Source organism: Streptomyces sp. NPDC056144 (assembly GCF_042264145.1).
Taxonomy (GTDB): Bacteria; Actinomycetota; Actinomycetes; order Streptomycetales; family Streptomycetaceae; genus Streptomyces.
On the sequence record NZ_JBHJVF010000005.1, the window covers coordinates 495,125 to 514,858 of the forward strand.

Genomic DNA, 19,734 nt, shown 5'->3' on the forward strand with positions numbered 1-19,734 from the left:
CAGGGTTCCCGTAGGGGGCCGTCACCCGTTCGCGTGAACGGGGCCGGCCCCTCTTCCGTTGCCCGTCGACCTCCGACATTCTCGTGATTACAGAGAGTGACGAATCGGGGGTTGATCGGTATGCGTGCGTATACGAAAAGTGTTCTGGCGGCACTCCTCGCGGTCTTCCTGGTGATGCCGGGAACCGCGGCCGCCGCCTCGCCGGGCGCCACGACGCTCGGGTCCTGCGGGCCGGGGCGGCTCTGCCTCTGGCCCAAACCCGACTTCAAGGGCAGGCCGTGGACGTACGAGCTGTCCATGACCGACGTCGACAGCTGCGTCGCCCTGCCGGCCGGCACCACGGCCCAGTCCCTCGCGAACCGCACGGGACGGCCGGTGACGACGTATCAGTCGGCCGAGTGCGCGGAGGCGGGCGAGTTCGAGACCTACCCGGGCCGCGGGGGTACGTGGGTGCCGCAAGCGCCCTACGAGGTCAGAGCGTTCAAGCTCTGGGAGCGGTAGGCGCGGCGGGCGAGGGGATGTCCTGCGGAGCCGTGTCCGACAAGCGGGCCACCTCGGCGCGCAGCTCGCGCACCTCGCGGGTGAGCTCCTCCAGGAGCTCGGTCTGCCGCCGTTCCACCGCGTCGTCCCGGTCGAAGCGGGCGATGAACCAGGCAGCGATGTTGGCGGTGACGACACCGAGCAGGGCGATGCCCGACAGCATCAGGCCGACCGCGAGGACCCGGCCGAGCCCCGTCGTCGGCGCGTGGTCGCCGTAGCCGACCGTCGTCATCGTCGTGAACGACCACCAGACCGCGTCCCCGAGCGTCTTGATGTTGCCGTCCGGGGCGTCCCGCTCGACGTGCAGCACGGCCAGCGAGCCGAACATCATCAGCCCGACCACCGCCCCCGCCACATAGGTGGTGAGCGTTATCTGAGGGGCCATCCGGGCCCGCCGGCCCACGAGGAGGAGGGTGGAGACGACCCGCAGCAGCCGCAGCGGCTGCACCATGGGCAGCAGGACCGCCAGCAGATCCAGCGGGTGGGAGCGGACGAAGGTCCAGCGGGCCGGGGCGAGCCCCAGACGGACGAGGTAGTCGAGGGCGAAGGCCCCCCAGACGGCCCACTCGACGTAGGTGCACAGCCGGTGCACCCGTGGCGCGGCGCCGGGGGCGACGATCGGCACCGCGTAGGCGACGCCGAACGCGACGGCGAGCACCAGCAGGGGTGTCTGGGTGCGCTGTTCCCAGCGGAGCTTCATGGCGGGCATGACCGGCATCGTAGGGAATGGCGAAGGGCGGCGGGACCAGGTCCCACCGCCCTCACCAGCCGAAACGAGCCGGCCGTGGCCTACGTCAGGCGTCGCCGCCCGCGGCGCCCGGGTCGGCGGCCGCCACGTCCAGGAGCTGGTAGCGGTCCACGGCCTGCTTCAGGGCGGATCGGTCGATCTTCCCCTCGCGGGCCAGCTCGGTCAGCACCGACAGCACGATCGACTGGGCGTCGATGTGGAAGTAGCGCCGGGCCGCGCCCCGCGTGTCCGCGAAGCCGAAGCCGTCCGCGCCCAGCGAGGTGTAGCGGCCGGGGACCCAGCGGGAGATCTGGTCCGGGACCGCGCGCATCCAGTCGGAGACGGCCACGAACGGGCCCTCGGCGCCCTGGAGCTTGCGCGTCACGTACGGGACGCGCTGGTCCTCCTCGGGGTGGAGCAGGTTGTGCTCCTCGACGGCCACGGCCTCGCGGCGCAGCTCGGTCCACGAGGTCGCGGACCAGACGTCGGCCCGGACGTTCCACTCCTCGGCGAGGATCCGCTGCGCCTCGATCGCCCACGGCACGGCGACGCCGGAGGCCATGATCTGCGCCGGGATCGCCCCGGCCTCGGCCGGCTTGAAGCGGTGGATGCCCTGGAGGATGCCCTCCACGTCCACGTCCGCCGGCTCGGCCGGGTGCTGGATCGGCTCGTTGTAGACGGTGAGGTAGTAGAAGACGTCCTCGGCGTCCTGGCCGTACATCCGGCGCAGGCCGTCCTTGACGATGTGCGCGATCTCGAAGCCGAACGCCGGGTCGTAGGCGACACAGGCCGGGTTGGTCGAGGCGAGCAGCTGCGAGTGGCCGTCGGCGTGCTGGAGGCCCTCGCCGGTCAGCGTGGTGCGGCCGGCGGTGGCGCCGAGCACGAAGCCGCGCGCCAGCTGGTCGGCCATCTGCCAGAACTGGTCGCCGGTCCGCTGGAAACCGAACATCGAGTAGAAGACGTAGACCGGGATCAGCGGCTCGCCGTGCGTGGCGTACGCGGAGCCGGCGGCGATCAGCGAGGCCGTGCAGCCGGCCTCGGAGATGCCGTCGTGCAGCATCTGGCCGGTCGGCGACTCCTTGTAGGCGAGGAGGAGTTCGCGGTCCACCGCCTCGTACTGCTGCCCGAGCGGGTTGTAGATCTTGGCGCTCGGGAAGAAGGCGTCCATGCCGAAGGTGCGGTACTCGTCGGGGGCGATCAGCACGAAGCGCTTGCCGATCTCCTTGTCCCGCATGAGGTCCTTCAGGATGCGGACGAAGGCCATCGTCGTGGCGATCGACTGCTGCCCGGAGCCCTTCTTCGCGGCCGCGTAGGTCTTGTCGTCCGGCAGGGCCAGCGGCTTCGACCGCACGACGCGGGTGGGCACGTACCCGCCCAGCGCGCTGCGGCGGTCGTGCATGTACTGGATCTCCTCGGAGTTCCGGCCCGGGTGGTAGTACGGCGGCAGGCCGTCCTCCAGCTGACGGTCGGTCACCGGGATGTGCAGCCGGTCGCGGAAGCGCTTCAGGTCGTCGACCGTCAGCTTCTTCATCTGGTGGGTCGCGTTGCGGCCCTCGAAGTTCGGGCCGAGCGTCCAGCCCTTGACGGTCTGGGCGAGGATCACCGTCGGCTGGCCGGCGTGGGCCTTCGCCGCCGCGTAGGCCGCGTAGATCTTCTTGTGGTCGTGACCGCCGCGGCCCAGGTGCAGGATCTGCTGGTCGGACATGGACTCGACCATCGCCCGCAGGCGGTGGTCGTCGCCGAAGAAGTGGTCGCGGATGTAGCCGCCGGTCTCCGTCGCGTACGTCTGGAACTGGCCGTCCGGGGTGGTGTTCAGCCTGTTGACCAGGATGCCGTCGCGGTCCTGCGCGAGCAGCGGGTCCCAGGAGCGGTCCCAGATCAGCTTGATGACGTTCCATCCGTTGCCGCGGAAGATCGACTCCAGCTCCTGGATGATCTTGCCGTTGCCGCGCACCGGGCCGTCGAGGCGCTGGAGGTTGCAGTTGACGACGAACGTCAGGTTGTCCAGACCCTCGCGGGCGGCGATGGAGAGCTGGCCGAGCGACTCGACCTCGTCCATCTCGCCGTCGCCGAGGAACGCCCAGACGTGTGACTTGGAGGTGTCGGCGATGCCGCGCGCCTCCATGTACCGGTTCATCCGGGCCTGGTAGATCGCGCCGAGGGGGCCGAGGCCCATCGAGACGGTCGGGAACTCCCAGAAGTCCGGCATGAGTCGCGGGTGCGGGTACGACGACAGGCCGTTCGGGAACTTCGACTTCTCCTGGCGGAAGCCGTCGAGCTGGGTGTCGTTGAGCCGGTCCAGGAGGTACGCGCGGGCGTAGATGCCGGGGGAGGCGTGCCCCTGGAAGAAGATCTGGTCGCCGCCGTCGCCCTCGTCCTTGCCGCGGAAGAAGTGGTTGAAGCCCACGTCGTAGAGCGAGGCGGAGGAGGCGAAGGTGGCGATGTGACCGCCGACGCCGATGCCCGGGCGCTGGGCGCGCGAGACCATCACGGCTGCGTTCCACCGGGTGGCGTTGAGGACCTTGCGCTCGATCTCCTCGTTGCCGGGGAAGAAGGGCTCGTCCTTGGTGGCGATGGTGTTGACGTAGTCCGTGCTGCGCATCTCCGGCACGGCCACGCGCTTCTCGCGGGCCCGCTCGATGAGCCGGAGCATGAGGTAACGGGCCCGCTCACGGCCCCGCTCGTCGACGGCCGCGTCGAGGGAGTCAAGCCATTCCTGGGTCTCTTCCGGGTCGAAATCCGGGACCTGGCTGGGAAGGCCGCCAATGATGATCGGGTTGCGATCGGATCCGGGAGCCACGCTCTTCCTTCGCTGTCGGTGGTGCCCACGGGGCCACGAAGTGGTCGGGATGTCCATCGTGTACCCCGTCGGCGCCAGACGTCACATTTACCGAGGGGTAACCCCCAGTGCCGGGGTATCACCCTCAGCGGTGCTTCCACGAGTCTGGGTGCGGTCAAATCGCAACCTTACGCCCATCTCGCGCATGCGTTTCGTCTGGACGTTCGGCAGACTGAAACCTCAGAAGTCCGTAAACCGGGATGAATCATGTGTGCCTGATCACGGAGAGCGGCCGGAGCGTGCCGGAAGTTGGGGCGAGACGGCCCCAAACGTCACCGTTTCGGCGGTCTCCGCGGCCCAGTACTTGCGCGATGAGCCCCGGCACGTGTGGACTACGGCCAGTGCCGCGCGCCTACGCGTGGCCCACAGAATTTTCCGAATGAGCAGGAGGCAAGCCGTGAGCGCGACCGCGGACCACGCGGAGGAGCGGACCAACCCGGCCGTCAGGCTGGGGTTCGAGCCCGGACAGGTGGTCCAGGAGATCGGCTACGACGACGACGTCGACCAGGATCTCCGTGAAGGCATCGAGTCCGTAATCGCCCAGGACCTCGTGGACGAGGAATACGACGACGTCGCCGACGCCGTTGTCCTCTGGTTCCGCGACGAGGACGGTGACCTCACCGACGCCCTGGTGGACTCCATCGGTCTTCTGGAGGACGGCGGCGTGATCTGGCTGCTGACGCCGAAGACCGGCCGTGACGGCTACATCGAGCCGAGCGATATCAACGATGCCGCGCAGACCGCTGGTCTTTCCCAGACCAAGAGCATCAGCGTCGCCAAGGACTGGGCGGGCGCCCGTCTGGTGGCCCCCAAGCGCTGATCACCATGCCGCGAGAAGCCCCCGCCGACACACCGTCGGCGGGGGCTTTCGCGCGCAGGCCGTAGGCTTGCCTCACCGATTCGGCCCAAGGTCTGGGCCGTACGCGCGGAGAGCGGCGAAGGGATACGCAGGCGATGGCGATCGAGGTCGGCACCCAGGCCCCGGACTTCGAACTGAAGGACAACCACGGGCGCACCGTCCGGCTCTCCGACTTCCGCGGCGAGAAGAACGTCGTGCTGTTCTTCTACCCCTTCGCCTTCACCGGCGTCTGCACCGGCGAACTGCGCGAGCTGCGCGACAACCTGCCGGTCTTCGTCAACGAGGACACCCAGCTCCTCGCCGTCTCCAACGACTCGATCCACACCCTCCGCGTCTTCGCCGACCAGGAGGACCTGGACTTCCCGCTGCTCTCCGACTTCTGGAAGCACGGCGAGGCCTCCCGCGACTACGGCGTCTTCGACGAGGAGAAGGGCTGCGCGGTCCGCGGCACCTTCGTCATCGACAAGGCCGGCGTCGTCCGCTGGACGGTCGTGAACGCCCTCCCGGACGCCCGGGACGCGGCCGACTACGCCAAGGCCCTCCAGGCCCTCTGAGCCCCCGGCCGCCGCCTCCTGGCGCGTCCACGGGTCGACACCTTCGATTTCCCGGTCGAATCGACTGTTTCGACCGGGAACCCGTCACTAGGATCCAGACGTTGATCCGATGCCAACGCACGACCAGGGGCGCTGCCCCTGAAAACGTATGGAGGGACTCGTGGGAGTCAGCCTCAGCAAGGGCGGCAACGTCTCGCTGACCAAGGAGGCCCCTGGCCTCACCGCCGTGACCGTCGGTCTGGGCTGGGACGTCCGCACCACCACCGGGACGGACTTCGACCTCGACGCCAGCGCCATCCTGGTGAGCGAAGAGGGCAAGGTCCGCAACGACCAGGACTTCGTGTTCTTCAACAACCTGAAGAGCGCCGACGGCTCGGTCGAGCACACCGGTGACAACCTCACGGGCGAGGGCGAGGGTGACGACGAGCAGGTCAAGGTCAGCCTCGCGACCGTGCCGGCGGATGTCGCCAAGATCGTCTTCCCGGTCTCGATCTACGACGCCGAGAACCGCCAGCAGTCCTTCGGCCAGGTGCGCAACGCGTTCATCCGCGTCGTGAACCAGGCCGGCGGCGCCGAGATCGCCCGCTACGACCTCTCCGAGGACGCCTCCACCGAGACGGCCATGGTCTTCGGCGAGCTCTACCGCCACGGCGCGGAGTGGAAGTTCCGCGCGGTCGGCCAGGGGTACGCCTCCGGTCTGCGCGGCATCGCGCAGGACTTCGGCGTCAACGTCTGAGTCCGAGCCTTTCGAACCGTCCGGCGCCGCACCCTCGTGCGGCGCCGGACGTGCCTCATCACCCTCGGGGAGGAACCGAAACCATGGGCGTCACGCTCGCCAAGGGAGGCAATGTCTCCCTCTCCAAGGCCGCTCCCAACCTCGTCAAGGTCCTCGTCGGGCTCGGCTGGGACGCGCGCTCCACCACCGGAGCCCCCTTCGACCTCGACGCCAGCGCCCTGCTGTGCCAGGCCGGCCGCGTGCTCGGCGACGAGTACTTCGTCTTCTACAACCAGCTCCGCAGCCCGGAAGGCTCCGTCGAACACACCGGCGACAACCTCACCGGCGAGGGTGACGGTGACGACGAGTCGCTCATCGTGGACCTGAGCCTGGTCCCGGCCCACTGCGACAAGATCGTCTTCCCTGTCTCGATCCACGAGGCCGACAACCGCTCCCAGACCTTCGGCCAGGTCAGCAACGCGTTCATCCGCGTCGTGAACCAGGCGGACGGCCAGGAGCTCGCCCGCTACGACCTCTCCGAGGACGCGTCCACGGAGACCGCGATGATCTTCGGCGAGCTCTACCGGTACGGGGGCGAATGGAAGTTCAGGGCGGTCGGTCAGGGGTACGCGTCCGGGCTTCGGGGCATCGCTCTAGACTTCGGGGTCAACGTTTCGTAAAGCCCGTAATTTCACGATGGGGTAGACAGTGATTCTGAAAACCTTCGGCTGGTCGTTCGCGATTACCGCGCTCGGCCTGGCCGCGGCGGTTCTCTACGGGGGGTGGGAAGCGTTCGGGGTCGTCGCGATCCTCTGCGTCCTCGAGATCTCGCTCTCGTTCGACAACGCGGTGGTCAACGCCGGAATCCTGAAGAAGATGAACGCCTTCTGGCAGAAGATCTTCCTCACGATCGGCGTCCTCATCGCCGTCTTCGGCATGCGACTGGTCTTCCCCGTCGTGATCGTCGCGATCAGCGCCAAGATCGGCCCCATCGAGGCCGTCGACCTCGCGCTCAACGACGCCGAGCGCTACGAGCAGCTCGTGACCGACGCGCACCCGTCGATCGCGGCCTTCGGCGGCATGTTCCTGCTGATGATCTTCCTCGACTTCATCTTCGAGGAGCGTGACATCCAGTGGCTGCGCTGGATCGAGCGCCCGCTGGCCAAGCTCGGCAAGGTCGACATGCTGTCGGTCTGCATCGCCCTGATCGTCCTCGCGATCAGCGCCATGACCGTCGCCACCCAGGCCCACCAGCACGGCGGCAACCACATCGACGCCTCGTCGACCGTCCTGCTCTCGGGCGTCTTCGGTCTCATCACGTACCTGATCGTCGGCGGTCTCTCCAGCTTCTTCGAGAACAAGCTGGAGGAGGAAGAGGAGCGCGAGCACGAGGCCGAGGAAGAGGCCAAGCGCACCGGCAAGAAGGTTTCCGCGGTCCAGCTGGCCGGCAAGGCCGCCTTCTTCATGTTCCTCTACCTGGAGGTCCTCGACGCCTCCTTCTCCTTCGACGGTGTCATCGGCGCCTTCGCCATCACCAACGACATCGTGCTGATGGCCCTCGGCCTCGGCGTCGGTGCCATGTACGTCCGTTCGCTGACGGTCTACCTGGTCCGCCAGGGCACCCTCGACGACTACGTCTACCTGGAGCACGGCGCGCACTACGCGATCGGCGCCCTGGCCGTGATCCTCATGATCACCATCCAGTACGAGATCAACGAGGTCATCACCGGCCTCGTCGGCGTGATCCTGATCGGCTGGTCCTTCTGGTCCTCCGTCCGCCGCAACAAGGCGCTCGCGGCGGCCGAAAACGAGTCCGGGGGCAAGACCGAGGTGTCCTCCGGGGTGTGACACCCCCGGTAACGAGGAAAGCTCTCCTGCGGGGCGGCCGGTGGACCCGGCCGCCCCGCAGGCATGTGCGGACAGCGGACAGCGCTGACAGCAGAACAGCGGACAGAAGAACATCACTGGGGGGTGAAGGCGCCATGGCCTTCTGGGACAACCTGTTCCCGAACAGGGCGGAGCGGTTCGACACCGGCGGCACCGCGTCGAACACGGTCGAGCTGACGAGACGACGCCCGACGGTCTCGCTCACCCAGCAGGGCGCCGCCAACGGCAACCTCCGGGTCAACCTCTCCTGGCGGATGCGCAGCTCCGACCTCGAAGGCCGTTCCCGGACGAGCGGCCGGCTGCTGCGCAACCCCTCCCAGTTCTTCAAGCCCGAGGTCGTCCAGGCGCACACCCAGGGCATGGTCAACGTCGACCTGGACCTCGGCTGCCTCTACGAGCTCACCGACGGCAGCAAGGGCGTCGTGCAGCCCCTCGGCGGCTTCTTCGGGGACCTGAACGACGCCCCGTACGTGAAGCTCAGCGGTGACGACCGCTTCGGCGGCTCCTCCGGCGAGACGATCTTCATCAACCTGGACCACAAGGACGAGATCAAGCGGCTGCTCTTCTTCGTCTACATCTACGACCAGACCCCGGCCTTCGACCGGACGCACGCCAAGATCACGCTCTATCCGAGCAACGGCCCGCGCGTCGAGATCGAGCTCGACGAGCGGGCCCCGCAGGCCCGCTCCTGCGCCGTCTTCTCCGTGGAGCACGTCAAGGGCGAGCTGACGGTGCGCCGCGAGGTCCGCTTCGTCTACGGCTTCCAGGCCGAACTGGACCGGCTCTACGGCTGGGGCCTCCAGTGGGGCCGCGGCTACAAGAGCAAGGCCTGAGGCCGCCGCGGGACGGTCAGGACCGGACGAACTGCGGACCCATCGGCGGCATCCGGAACTCCGGGGCCGCCTGCGGGTACCCGTGGGCGGGCGCCCGGTCCGGCATCGGCGGCACGGTCGGCTGCGGCGGTACGGGGGTGTGGACGACGGTCACGTCGAGGTCGGGGAAGCCGGGGGCGGGCCCGGAGGCGGCTCCCTGGTCCACGCCCTGGTCCCCTCCCTGGCCCGCCTCCTGGGCGTCCTCGTCGACCGAGATGCCGAAGTCCGTGGCGAGCCCGACGAGCCCCGTCGGATAGCCCTGGCCCACCGCGCGGAACTTCCAGGCGTCCCCGCGCCGGTACAGCTCGCCGCAGATGACGGCCGTCTCCTCGCCGGTCTCCGCCGTCACGTCGAACAGGGCCAGCGGCTCCCGCTCGGGGCCGGCGGTCGCGTCGTACAGCAGGATCCGGAGGTCGGAGACGGAGCGGAAGGTGCCGCCGTCGGAGGAGGCCGCGACGATCACCCGGTCGACGGAGGCCTCCAGGTTGCCGAGGTCGGCCTCCACGGTGTCCGTGAGCCCGTCGCCGACCCGCTTCTTCGACAGCCGCCGCACGCACCCCGAGGGGTGCCGCGGCTGGTTGTAGAAGACGAAGTCCTCGTCGGACCGCACGCGCCCGTCGGCGCCCAGGAGCAGGGCCGAGGCATCCACGTCGGGGACCCCGGGGCCCGGGGTCCAGCGGAGCACGGCCCGTACGGCCGCGGTGTCGAGAGGGACGTTGGAGCCCTTCAGCATCGCGTGCGTCATGACCGCAATCCTGCCCTCCCGCCCGACCCGTCGACAACGCGGGGGCACCACTCGTAGCGGGTGGACAGGACGGATGTCGGGGAGTTACCTGAATTTCATACGCGGAGGGAACTAAGGACACCCGCACCTACGTACTATTACCGGCCACATGTCATGAGGGGCCCGAAGGGCAGACGGGGGATTTACATGCGTCATTTCGGGCACATCCCGTCCGCGACGCGGCACGGGCTGTTCCACCAGGAGCCGGCCGACTTCACCGCCGACTCTCCCGCGAGCACGCTCGCGGTCGCCCTCGGCGCCACGCTCTACAGCCCGGCCACCCGGCCGAAGCTCGCCGACGACATCCGCAAGCAGACGGCCCGCGGAGTCGTCTCCATGGTCCTCTGCCTGGAGGATTCCATCGGCGACGGCGACGTCGAGGCCGGCGAGGCCAACCTCGTCCGCCAGTTCGCCGACCTCGCGGCCGGCGGCACCGACGTCCCCCTGCTCTTCATCCGCGTCCGCACCCCGCGCCAGATCACCGACCTCGTCGCCCGCCTCGGCGACACCGTCCGGCTCCTGTCCGGATTCGTACTGCCCAAGTTCGACGAAAGCCGCGGCCGCGCCTTCCTCGAAGCGCTCACCCAGGCCGAGCGGACGAGCGGCAGGCGCCTCTTCGCCATGCCCGTCCTCGAGTCCCCCGAGCTCCTCCACCTGGAGACCCGGGCCGAGACCCTCGCCGGGATCGCCTCGATCACCGACAAGTACCGCGACCGCGTCCTCGCCCTCCGCCTCGGCGTCACCGACTTCTGCAGCGCGTACGGGCTCCGCCGCTCGCCCGACATGACCGCGTACGACGTCAAGATCGTCGCCAACGTCATCGCCGACGTCGTCAACGTCCTCGGCCGCTCCGACGGCACCGGCTTCACCATCACCGGCCCCGTCTGGGAGTACTTCCGGCAGGGCGAGCGCATGTTCAAGCCCCAGCTGCGCCGCAGCCCCTTCCTGGAGGGCCGGGCCGAGGGCCTGCGCACCGCCCTCATCGAGCACGACCTCGACGGCCTCCTCCGCGAGATCGAACTCGACCGGGCCAACGGCCTCCTCGGCAAGACCTGCATCCACCCCACCCACGTGGTCCCGGTGCACGCCCTCTCCGTGGTCAGCCACGAGGAGTGGAGCGACGCCCAGGACATCCTGCGCCCCGAGCAGGGCGGCGGCGGGGTGCTCCGATCCGCTTATACGAACAAGATGAACGAGGTGAAGCCGCACCGCGCGTGGGCCGAACGCATCCTCCTGCGCGCCGAGGTCTTCGGCGTCGCGAAGGAGGACGTCGGCTTCGTGGAGCTGCTCACCGCCGGGCTGTCCGGCTGACGCGCCGGGCTGTCCGGCAGACGAAAGGACGTCGACGACGTGGTGTGGACCGGAACGTGGGTCGCGGAGCGACTGGGCGTCGAACTGATCGGCGGCGAGGAGCTACCGGCCCTGTTGGGCCTCGCACTGCGGCGCAACCCCAAACGGGCGCACCTGCTGGTGTCCACCGTGCTCGGCAAGCACGTGCCGCAGCGCCCCTCCGTCGTGTACGGCTCCGCCCTCGGCCTCGGCCGGCGCGTCCGCGAGCTCCTCGGCGACGAGGAGGCGGCCCGCGCCGTCGTCCTCGGTTACGCGGAGACCGCCACCGCGCTGGGCCACGCCGTCGCCGACGGCCTCGGCCTCGCCCCGTACCTCCACTCCACCCGCCGTCCGGTCGCCGGCGTCGCCCGCGCGGGCGGCTTCGAGGAGTCCCACTCCCACGCGACCTCCCACCTGCTCCTGCCCGAGGACCCGAAGCTCCTGGAGGGAGGCGGGCCGCTGGTCCTCGTCGACGACGAGTTCACCACCGGCAACACCGTCCTCAACACCATCAGGGACCTCCACGCCCGCTACCCGCGCGAGCGGTACGTCGTCGTGGCCCTCGTCGACATGCGCTCGGCCGCCGACCTCGGCCGCCTCGACGCCTTCGCGGAGGAGATCGGCGCCCGCGTCGACCTGATCTCGCTCGCCGCCGGCTCCGTACGCCTCCCGGAAGGGGTCCTGGAGAAGGGCCAGGCGCTGGTGGCGGAGCACGAGCGCGCGTACCAGGAGCCTGCTCACGGGGCCGCCACCGAGCCCGTACGAGTACGCCTCGACTGGCCCGAAGGCCTGCCCGACGGAGGGCGCCACGGCTTCACCCCCGATCACCGGGCACGCCTGGAGGAGGCCCTCCCGGCGCTGGCGGAGAGGATCACCGCCGCCCTGCCCGCCACCCCCGCCCCACGCGTCCTCGTCCTCGGCTTCGAGGAACTGATGTACGCGCCCCTGCGGCTCGCCACCGCCCTGGAGGAGGCCGGACACGACGTCCGCTACTCCACCACCACCCGCTCGCCCGTCCTCGCCGTCGACGACCCCGGGTACGCGATCCGCACCCGGCTCGTCTTCCCCGCCCACGACGACCCGGCCGACGGCCCCGGCGAGCGGTACGCGTACAACGTGGCCGGCGCCGGCTTCGACGCCGTCGTCCTCGTCGTCGACTCCGCCGCCGACACCCCGGAGCTGCACGCGCCGGACGGCCTGCTCGCCGCGCTCGCGGCGCACGTCCCGCGGGTGCTGCTCGCGGTCGTCCCGTCGTACACCCCCGCGTACGCCGCCGCGCGCACTCCCGAGCACTCCTCCGCGCACTCCTCCGCGTACGCCCCCCGGATCTCCCCGAACACGGTCTCCGACGAAGCTCCCGAAAGGAGCTCCATGCTGCCCGAGCCCCTCCGCGGCCCCGCCTTCTCCTCGTACGCCCCCGAGGAGGTCGGCTGGCTTCTCCAGGACCTCTCGGACGTCGAGCTGGAGGCGCCGACCGAGGAACGCGAGGAAGCCATCCAGAGCGGCGGCGCGCACTACGCCGAATCGCTGCCCGTCGAGTACCAGCCCAGCGCCCGCTACCAGGAGCTCTTCCACTCGGCCCTGGAAGGCTCCGCCGCCCGGATCGCCCGCGCGGTCGGCACGGTCACCGAGACCGTCCTCGCCGAGCGGCCCGGCCGCACCCCCGTCCTCGTCTCGCTGGCCCGCGCCGGCACCCCCGTCGGCGTCCTCATGCGCCGCTGGGCCGCCGCCCGCCACGGCCTCGACCTCCCGCACTACGCCGTCTCGATCGTCCGCGGCCGCGGCATCGACGCCAACGCCCTGCGCTGGCTGGCGGACCGCCACGACCCGACCGACGTCGTGTTCGTCGACGGCTGGACCGGCAAGGGCGCCATCACCCGCGAACTGGCCGAGGCGCTCAAGGAGTTCGACGGCTTCGACCCGGAGATCGCGGTCCTTGCCGACCCCGGCTCCTGCGTCCGCACGTACGGCACCCGCGAGGACTTCCTCATCCCCTCCGCGTGCCTCAACTCCACGGTCTCCGGGCTGATATCGCGTACGGTGCTCCGCTCCGACCTCGTCGGCCCGAACGACTTCCACGGCGCGAAGTTCTACCGCGAACTCGCCGGGTCCGACGTCTCCGGCGAGTTCCTCGACGCCGTCGCCGCCCGCTTCGACGAGGTCACCGAGACCGTCGAGGTGGACGTCAAGGAGCTCCTGGCCGCCGACCGCACCCCCACCTGGGAGGGCTGGGCCGCCGTCGAACGGATCAGCGAGGAGTACGGCATCCACGACGTCAACCTCGTCAAGCCCGGCGTCGGCGAGACCACCCGCGTCCTGCTGCGCCGCGTCCCCTGGAAGATCCTCGCGAAGCGCGGCGCGGGCGCGGACCTCGCACACGTGCGACTCCTGGCCGAACAGCGCGGCGTGCCGGTCGAGGAGGTCGACGAACTCCCGTACAGTTGCGTGGGTCTGATCCACCCTCAGTACACGAGGGGTGCGACAGGCGCCGACGGCAAGGCGGTGGTGTCCCAGTGAGTACGCCGAAGGCCGCGGGCCGTGGCAAGGTGAACGGCTCCGCTCCCCGCCGTACGACCCTGGTCGCGAGCGACCTCGACCGCACCCTCATCTACTCCAGCGCGGCGCTGTCCCTCGGCATGCCGGACGCGCAGGCGCCCCGGCTGCTGTGCGTCGAGGTCCACGAGGCGAAGCCGCTCTCGTACATGACCGAGGACGCGGCCGACCTCCTCGCGCGGCTGACCGAGGAGACCGTCTTCGTCCCGACGACGACACGGACGCGCAAGCAGTACCAGCGCATCCAACTCCCGGGCGCCGCACCGAAGTACGCGATCTGCGCGAACGGCGGGCACATCCTCGTCGACGGCGTCTCGGACCGCGACTGGCACCGGGCCGTGGGCAACCGGCTCGCCGACGAATGCGCGCCGCTCTCCGAGATCCGCGCCTACCTCACCGCCACCACGGACCTGTCCTGGGTCCGCAAGCACCGGGTCGCCGAGGACCTCTTCGCGTACCTCGTCGTCGACCGCGAACGGCTCCCGGAGGAGTGGCTCGCCCGCTTCACCGGCTGGGCCGGGGAACGCGGCTGGACCGTGTCGCTCCAGGGCCGCAAGGTGTACGCGGTGCCGAAGCCGCTCACGAAGAGCGCGGCGGTCCGCGAGGTCGCCCGGCGCACCGGCACGACACTCACGCTCGCGGCGGGCGACTCGCTGCTCGACGCGGACCTGCTGATGGCCGCGGACCGGGCCTGGCGCCCGGGCCACGGCGAACTCGCGGAGAGCGAGTGGACCGCCTCCCACCTCGACGTCCTCGCGGAGCGCGGCGTGGTGGCGGGAGAGGAGATCCTCCGCCGCTTCCGGGCGGCGGTGGCGGGCTAGAGGGGTCCTACCCGCAGCACCCGCCGCCACAGCAGCCGCCCCCTCCGCCACCGCCCTGCGGGGCGGCGGCACCGCTTCCCCCGACGGCCACGGCGGACAGCAGCTTCACGGTGTCGTCGTGCCCGGCGGGGCAGGTGGCGGGGTCCGAGGACTCGGCCATGGGGCGGGTGAGCTCGAAGGTGTCACCGCAGGTGCGGCACCGGAAGTCGTAGCGAGGCATGGGGACAGGCTAACGGGGACGACGCCCGGGGTCACTGGCCCACGGGGTCACTGCCCCACGGGGTCACTGCCCCGCCCCGGCCCCCCGCTCCTCCCGGATCGCCTCCACGACCCGGCCGGCGGTGTCCCGAACCCCCTCCAACTCACCCAGGAAGTGCCAGTAGTCCGGGTGGCGCCCTTCAAGGGAGTCGACGGCACGGTCGAGCCGGGCGACGGCCTCGTCGAGGGGCCGGGCGTGGCGCGGGTCCGGGGTCTGCCGGCCGTCCATCGCGAGACGCTGGGCGTCGCGGACGGCGAAGCGGGCGCGGTCGGTCTCGGCCTTGGGGTCCTTGGCGACGGCGTCCAGGCGGCGGAGCCGGTCGCTGGCGGCGGAGACGGCCTCGTCGGTCGAGTCCAGAAGGGCGCGGACGGTCGAGAGCAGGGAGGTGGCGTCCGGCCAGCGCTGCTCGGCGCGGGCCTTCGCGGCCTCGGCGAGCCGCTCCTCGGCCTGCCGGAGCGTACCGGCGGCCTGCTCGGGCACGTGCTGGAGGTCCTGCCAGCAGGCGAGGGAGAACCGCCGCCGCAGCTCGGACAGGACCGGCTCGACGCCCCCGGCGCGGGTCGTCAGGGCCTCGGCGCGGGTACGGAGGGAGACGAGGCGCCGGTCGATCTCGGCGGCGCGCTCCGGCAGCCGCTCGGCCTCGGCCCGTATGGCCTCGGCGTCCCGCAGGACACGGTCGGCGCGCTGGAGCGTCTCGGACACGCCGTGCCGCCCCGCGCCCTCGTTGAGGCGGGTCAGCTCGGGGCCGAGCCGGGCGAGCCGGAGGGCGAGGTCGTCGGCGCGCAGCCCCCCGTCCCGTACGGAGTCGAGCGCGGCACTGGCGGCGCGCAGCGCCTGCCGGGCGCGCTCGACGGCGGGGGCGAGCCGGGCGAGCTGCGTCTCGGCACCGGCGAGCAGCGGCGCGAGACCCTGCTCGAACCGTTCGAGCTCGCCCTTCACCGCGTCGAGCTGCTCCTTGGCACGGTTCAGATCGATCCGGGCCCGCTCGGCGGCACCGGCGTCAAGCTCGTCCCGATCAAGGTCATGCGCGTCGACGGCCCCGATGTACACATGACTGACCTCGTCGATGCGACGCCCGAGCGCCTCGAACCCCTCGACGGCACGCCGGGCCTCGGGGGAGTTGTCGACGGCGGTGATGGTCTCGATCGAGATCCGCAGCCCGCGCTGGGCGGTGTCGAGTTCGTAGAACGCGGCGGCGGCCGCGTCCTTGGCCGCCTGAGCCTCGGCCCGCTGCCCCTCGCCCCGCCCCCCGAACCACCGCCGGGTCCCCCCTCCGGCGAACGCCTGCGGCACCAGAGCCCCCACCAACACCGGCAACACGAGCCCCAGCCCCAACACGGACATCCCGGACGTCGCCCTGCCCCTAGCGTCGCTCGCCGCCACGTACCTCTCCCGTGCTGTGTCCACCGTGCCCGGTCCGGATTCATTCTCCCACCAGCCCAAGACGAACACACGACCTGATCAGTTTCACGGCCTCGCCACCCCGACCACGATCCGTGACCACACCGACACCCGACGCCCCGCCCCCGGAATCGGTTTCGGAACCGCCGCCCCGGCCATGTAGGCTGATGCCTCTTCCACGGGTGCGTAGCTCAGGGGTAGAGCGCTGCTCTTACAAAGCAGATGTCGGCGGTTCGAAACCGTCCGCGCCCACCAGTGCAAAGGCCCCTCGCCGATCATGGCGAGGGGCCTTTGACGTCACTGAGGGACGGCAGTCCCGTCGGATCCGGAGCCGCCCGTCCGGCTCTGCCGGACAATGACGGTATGGCGCTGACGATTTGGGTCGACGACTGGCAGATGCAGTGTTGCGGGGAGAGCTTCGGGCTCGGGGACGTCGTCTCGTGGAGGCTGCTGGAGGTTGACCCGGGGGATTACGCCGACATCGTCGGAGGCGAACGCGCGAAGGGGATCGACTTCCGCGAGGAGCATCATGGTGAGGGGGAGGGGCGTGCGCCCACTGCCGTGGAGGTGGTGTCGATCGTGGAGGTGCACTGCCGTTTCGGGCCGCTTCCGGGTGCCACGAGCAGGGTGGTCCACCCCGTTCCGGGGACGACCGTGCTGGCGCCGGTCGAGAGGGCGGACGGATGGGCGAAGGCCAGGACGGACGTGAACTTCACGGGGTATCTGGTGACCGCCCGACGTGTGACGGACCCGCGGGAGGGCGCGGCCGCTCACGGTCACTGAGGGATGCGGTTGACGTGTGCCTGATCGGGCGGGTGTACTCGCCGCATGGTCGAGGTGGGGGATGCGCCCGAATCCGTGGTGCAGAGTGGTGAGATGACGGCTCAGCGGTACGTCGAGAGCCGGCTCGTGCAGTACCAGGAGTGGTACGACGTCAAGGCGACGCGGATGAAGGCGATGCATCTGCGGATGCGGACCGTGTCCGTCGTCGGTGGGGCGCTCGTGCCGGTGTTCGTGAACGTGGATCTGGCGTTCGCTCGGGTCACCGCCACCGTGCTGAGTGTCGTGGTCGTCGCCGCCGTGTCGCTGGAGAGCGTCTACCGGTACCGCGAGCAGTGGAAGAACTACCGGTCCACCGAGCAGCTCCTCGGGCACGAGCGGGTGTACTTCGAGGCGCGGGTCGGGCCCTATCGGAACCTGGGCAGGCGGGAGGCGTTCTCGCTGCTCGTCGCCCGGGTCGAGAAGGCCATCGCCAGTGAGAACTCGGCGACCCTGAACGTCATGACGCTGGGCGGGCAGGTCAGTGCCGACGTCCAGGAGCACGCGGTGCCCGCTGCCCGGCGGGAGGCCGAGGAAGGCTGAACGGGGGCTGCGGCCCCGGGGTGCCGGGGCCGTGGTTCGGCGGGTGCGGGGGGTGAGGGGGGGCTCACGCGTCGAAGTCGTACTCCAGGACGTACGACGACGAGTCCAGCGTCATCTCGTTCAGCTCCACCGCGACCCCCGGCCCCGTGAACGCCGTCCGCCCGATCAGGACCACCGGTGTCCCGAACTCCAGGGCCAGCCGGTCCGATTCCTCCGCCGTCGGCATCCGGCAGCGGATCTCCTCGCGGAACCGCACCGGCCGGTGCCCCAGCTCCGCCAGGCGCGCGTACGTGCCGCCCGGGCCCGTGTCCGGCTCGGCGATCGGCGTCCCGCGCACCAGCTCCGCCGAGAGGTACGAGACCGAGAGCAGCACCGGCTTCGTGTCCAGCACGAAGCGGCGGCTGCGGACGCAGACCGGCGCCCCCGGCTCCAGGTTCAGCGCCCCCGCGACCCGGTCCTCCGCCTCCGTCTCCGCCACCTCGATCCGGTCCACCACCAGCGCCCTGTCCTCCACGTCCGCCGACCAGACCGAGCGGCCGCTGCCCCACAGGTCTCCCGAGAGGCGCGGGATGCCCCGGCGGCGCAGCGGGCGGAAGACCCGGACGAAGACCCCCGCGCCCTTGCGGGCCTCGGCGAGGCCCTCGTTCCGCAGGACCGACAGGGCCTGGCGGGCCGTCATCCTCGCCACGTCGTACGTGGTCATGAGGTCGTTCTCGCCGGGGAGCCGGTCACCCGGCGCGAAGGCGCCCGACTGGATCGCGGTTCTCAACTCGTCGGCGATGCGCTGGTACTTGGGCCGACGGGCACTGTCCTGGTCAGTCACGGGTGAACCACTCCCTTCATCTGCGGGACACCCTACGGCGCACCCCCTGGGCAGGGTGCACACGTGTGCGCCGTCCCGCCCCGTCGATCCATCCATCGGGGGACATCTCTAGAGATACGTTGACAGGGAGGTGTCTCCCCGCTTCTCTGGTTCTCCCCAAGCTTCAGGACCGGGACGGAGGGGATGCGTGCAGCCACTGCCCGAGGTCGGTGACCTCGTCCGCGACGCCGCCACGGGGCGGGTCGGTTTCTACGTGGAGAGCGTCTCCGGGCGCTTTCTCATCCGGGCCGTCCACGGCGGCGCCGAGTGGGAGGCCGAACCCGCCGACGTCCAGCTCGCCACGCCCCTGCGCGAGCTGCGCGCCCGCGCCGCCGAGATCAACGCGCGGAGCCGCCGCGGTCTCGCCTGAGGCTCCCGGAGAGCCTCCCGGGGCCGTACGGGCCGGGCTCGGCGATTGTCAGTGGCGCGCGCCACACTGGAGGCATGTGCCGAAGCATCAAGACCCTCCGTCCGCCCGCGCTGCCCCAGGAGGCCACCGAAGAGGACTTCCACGCCGCCGCCCTCCAGTACGTCCGCAAGGTCTCCGGCTTCCGCGCGCCCGCCGCCCACAACCGCGAGGTCTTCGACCGCGCCGTCGACGAGATCACGGAGGCGACGGCGAGACTCCTGGCCGGTCTGGAGGTGCGTGGAGCGCACTCCGCGGCGGGATGAGCCGGGGGAGGGGCCGGGAAAGAGGGCGGGGGAGGGGTCTCAGGAGGCCGTGGCGGGGGTCGCGCCCGGACGGCGCAGGAGGTACGCGGCCAGGCCGCCGGCCAGGAAGAGCGCGAGGGTCGACACCCCCGCGCTGAACCAGGTCGCGCCCAGCCACTGCCCGCCCAGCCAGCCGAGCCCCACACTGTAGGACGCCCAGGTCACGCCCGCGAGCGCCGACCACGGCAGGAACTCCTTGCTGCGGCGCTTCGCCGCGCCCGCGCCCAGGGAGACCACCGAGCGGCCCGCCGGGGCGAAGCGCGCCAGGACCACGAGCAGGCCGCCGCCGCGGGCCAGCGCGGTGCCGAGACGTTCCTGCGCCCCGCGCAGGCGCCGCGAGCGGGCGAGGGCTCTGTCCAGCCGGGGCCCGCCCCGGCGTGCCAGCCGGTACGCCAGGAAGTCGCCGAGCACGGAGGCGCCGACCGCGCAGAGGAGCAGGGGGAGGAGGGAGGGGACGTCGGGGGAGGCGGCGGTGGCCGTCGCCGCGGCCGTGGCGGCGGTGATCACCAGGAAGCCGCTCGGCAGCACGGGAAGGAAGACGTCGAGCAGGATCGACGCCGTCACCACCGGGTAGATCCACGGGCCGGCGGTCAACGACCGCAGCGAGCCGAGGCTGTCGAGCAGATTCACAGGGCCAGAGCCTACGCGGAGGTGCCTGA

General features: G+C 70.8%; 21 protein-coding genes and 1 tRNA gene. 15 read left to right on the forward strand and 7 right to left on the reverse strand.

All coding sequences use genetic code 11. The features are described 5' to 3' along the window. Positions 1 to 120 precede the first annotated feature (120 nt). Positions 121 to 501 carry a peptidase inhibitor family I36 protein gene (locus ACFC0Z_RS18810; protein ID WP_376438890.1) on the forward strand — a complete coding sequence of 127 codons (381 nt, stop codon included), beginning with the start codon at positions 121 to 123 and terminating at the stop codon, positions 499 to 501. Here the strand turns inward: ACFC0Z_RS18810 and ACFC0Z_RS18815 are convergent. Then, the gene (locus ACFC0Z_RS18815; protein WP_376438892.1) at positions 482 to 1,249 is read right to left on the reverse strand and encodes a potassium channel family protein; all 768 of its coding nucleotides are present in this window, start codon (positions 1,247 to 1,249) and stop codon (positions 482 to 484) included. The two genes, ACFC0Z_RS18810 and ACFC0Z_RS18815, sit on opposite strands and share 20 nt — an antisense overlap. 85 nt (positions 1,250 to 1,334) lie before the next feature. Further along, complete coding sequence (gene aceE / locus ACFC0Z_RS18820; protein WP_376438894.1) at positions 1,335 to 4,067, reverse strand: pyruvate dehydrogenase (acetyl-transferring), homodimeric type; 2,733 nt, start codon at positions 4,065 to 4,067, stop codon at positions 1,335 to 1,337. 436 nt (positions 4,068 to 4,503) lie between these two features. Here aceE and ACFC0Z_RS18825 point away from each other — a divergent pair, with 436 nt between their 5' ends. The 6 genes from ACFC0Z_RS18825 to ACFC0Z_RS18850 all read left to right on the forward strand — a co-directional run bounded on the left by ACFC0Z_RS18825 (position 4,504) and on the right by ACFC0Z_RS18850 (position 8,954). Next, positions 4,504 to 4,926: a DUF3052 domain-containing protein gene (locus ACFC0Z_RS18825; RefSeq protein WP_376438896.1), complete on the forward strand. Its 423-nt coding sequence runs from the start codon at positions 4,504 to 4,506 to the stop codon at positions 4,924 to 4,926. 134 nt (positions 4,927 to 5,060) lie between these two features. Continuing rightward, positions 5,061 to 5,519, forward strand: coding sequence for a peroxiredoxin (locus tag ACFC0Z_RS18830; protein WP_376438898.1), 459 nt, complete (start codon positions 5,061 to 5,063; stop codon positions 5,517 to 5,519). A gap of 160 nt (positions 5,520 to 5,679) precedes the next feature. Beyond that, positions 5,680 to 6,255 carry a TerD family protein gene (locus ACFC0Z_RS18835; protein ID WP_026058190.1) on the forward strand — a complete coding sequence of 192 codons (576 nt, stop codon included), beginning with the start codon at positions 5,680 to 5,682 and terminating at the stop codon, positions 6,253 to 6,255. 83 nt (positions 6,256 to 6,338) lie between these two features. Continuing rightward, positions 6,339 to 6,914 (forward strand): TerD family protein, encoded by a 576-nt coding sequence (locus tag ACFC0Z_RS18840; protein WP_376438901.1) that lies wholly within the window; start codon positions 6,339 to 6,341, stop codon positions 6,912 to 6,914. Between the two features lie 28 nt (positions 6,915 to 6,942). Further along, positions 6,943 to 8,082, forward strand: coding sequence for a DUF475 domain-containing protein (locus tag ACFC0Z_RS18845; RefSeq protein ID WP_376438904.1), 1,140 nt, complete (start codon positions 6,943 to 6,945; stop codon positions 8,080 to 8,082). A gap of 134 nt (positions 8,083 to 8,216) precedes the next feature. Then, complete coding sequence (locus ACFC0Z_RS18850) at positions 8,217 to 8,954, forward strand: Tellurium resistance (RefSeq protein ID WP_376438906.1); 738 nt, start codon at positions 8,217 to 8,219, stop codon at positions 8,952 to 8,954. 16 nt (positions 8,955 to 8,970) lie between these two features. On the opposite strand, the gene ACFC0Z_RS18855 is transcribed toward ACFC0Z_RS18850, so the two are convergent. Beyond that, a complete protein-coding gene (locus ACFC0Z_RS18855) occupies positions 8,971 to 9,747 on the reverse strand; it encodes a TerD family protein (RefSeq protein ID WP_376439159.1) in 777 nt (258 codons plus the stop codon). A 177-nt stretch (positions 9,748 to 9,924) separates the two neighbouring features. Here ACFC0Z_RS18855 and ACFC0Z_RS18860 point away from each other — a divergent pair, with 177 nt between their 5' ends. The 3 genes from ACFC0Z_RS18860 to ACFC0Z_RS18870 are packed head-to-tail and all read left to right on the forward strand — an operon-like array spanning position 9,925 to position 14,480. Next, complete coding sequence (locus ACFC0Z_RS18860) at positions 9,925 to 11,088, forward strand: HpcH/HpaI aldolase/citrate lyase family protein (RefSeq protein ID WP_376438909.1); 1,164 nt, start codon at positions 9,925 to 9,927, stop codon at positions 11,086 to 11,088. A gap of 39 nt (positions 11,089 to 11,127) precedes the next feature. After that, positions 11,128 to 13,623, forward strand: a complete 2,496-nt coding sequence (locus ACFC0Z_RS18865) for a phosphoribosyltransferase (RefSeq protein WP_376438912.1) — start codon at positions 11,128 to 11,130, stop codon at positions 13,621 to 13,623. Continuing rightward, entirely contained in the window at positions 13,620 to 14,480 is an 861-nt protein-coding gene (locus tag ACFC0Z_RS18870; RefSeq protein ID WP_376438915.1) for an HAD family hydrolase, read from the forward strand. Before ACFC0Z_RS18865 ends, ACFC0Z_RS18870 begins: the two co-directional genes overlap by 4 nt. Positions 14,481 to 14,487: 7 nt before the next feature. Here the strand turns inward: ACFC0Z_RS18870 and ACFC0Z_RS18875 are convergent, their stop codons facing one another. Both ACFC0Z_RS18875 and ACFC0Z_RS18880 read right to left on the reverse strand, forming a co-directional pair. Continuing rightward, positions 14,488 to 14,700: a zinc ribbon domain-containing protein gene (locus ACFC0Z_RS18875; protein ID WP_376438918.1), complete on the reverse strand. Its 213-nt coding sequence runs from the start codon at positions 14,698 to 14,700 to the stop codon at positions 14,488 to 14,490. A 63-nt stretch (positions 14,701 to 14,763) separates the two neighbouring features. Continuing rightward, on the reverse strand, positions 14,764 to 16,083 hold the full coding sequence (locus ACFC0Z_RS18880) for a hypothetical protein (RefSeq protein ID WP_376438920.1): 1,320 nt from the start codon (positions 16,081 to 16,083) through the stop codon (positions 14,764 to 14,766). A gap of 237 nt (positions 16,084 to 16,320) precedes the next feature. Between ACFC0Z_RS18880 and ACFC0Z_RS18885 the strand changes: the two genes are divergently transcribed. From ACFC0Z_RS18885 to ACFC0Z_RS18895, 3 genes are all read left to right on the forward strand, one after another. Further along, positions 16,321 to 16,395, forward strand: a tRNA-Val gene (locus ACFC0Z_RS18885). 108 nt (positions 16,396 to 16,503) lie between these two features. After that, on the forward strand, positions 16,504 to 16,923 hold the full coding sequence (locus ACFC0Z_RS18890; RefSeq protein WP_376438923.1) for a DUF6578 domain-containing protein: 420 nt from the start codon (positions 16,504 to 16,506) through the stop codon (positions 16,921 to 16,923). Between the two features lie 93 nt (positions 16,924 to 17,016). Then, positions 17,017 to 17,502 carry a DUF4231 domain-containing protein gene (locus ACFC0Z_RS18895; protein WP_376438926.1) on the forward strand — a complete coding sequence of 162 codons (486 nt, stop codon included), beginning with the start codon at positions 17,017 to 17,019 and terminating at the stop codon, positions 17,500 to 17,502. 64 nt (positions 17,503 to 17,566) lie between these two features. Here ACFC0Z_RS18895 and ACFC0Z_RS18900 read toward each other — a convergent pair whose 3' ends face one another. After that, positions 17,567 to 18,325, reverse strand: a complete 759-nt coding sequence (locus ACFC0Z_RS18900; RefSeq protein ID WP_376438929.1) for a GntR family transcriptional regulator — start codon at positions 18,323 to 18,325, stop codon at positions 17,567 to 17,569. Positions 18,326 to 18,512: 187 nt separating this feature from the next. Here ACFC0Z_RS18900 and ACFC0Z_RS18905 point away from each other — a divergent pair, with 187 nt between their 5' ends. Further along, the gene (locus tag ACFC0Z_RS18905) at positions 18,513 to 18,734 is read left to right on the forward strand and encodes a hypothetical protein (protein WP_376438932.1); all 222 of its coding nucleotides are present in this window, start codon (positions 18,513 to 18,515) and stop codon (positions 18,732 to 18,734) included. Positions 18,735 to 18,808: 74 nt separating this feature from the next. After that, entirely contained in the window at positions 18,809 to 19,036 is a 228-nt protein-coding gene (locus ACFC0Z_RS18910) for a DUF2277 domain-containing protein (RefSeq protein ID WP_376438935.1), read from the forward strand. Between the two features lie 39 nt (positions 19,037 to 19,075). Here ACFC0Z_RS18910 and ACFC0Z_RS18915 read toward each other — a convergent pair whose 3' ends face one another. Next, positions 19,076 to 19,705 (reverse strand): DedA family protein, encoded by a 630-nt coding sequence (locus ACFC0Z_RS18915; protein ID WP_376438938.1) that lies wholly within the window; start codon positions 19,703 to 19,705, stop codon positions 19,076 to 19,078. Between the last annotated feature and the right edge of the window lie 29 nt (positions 19,706 to 19,734).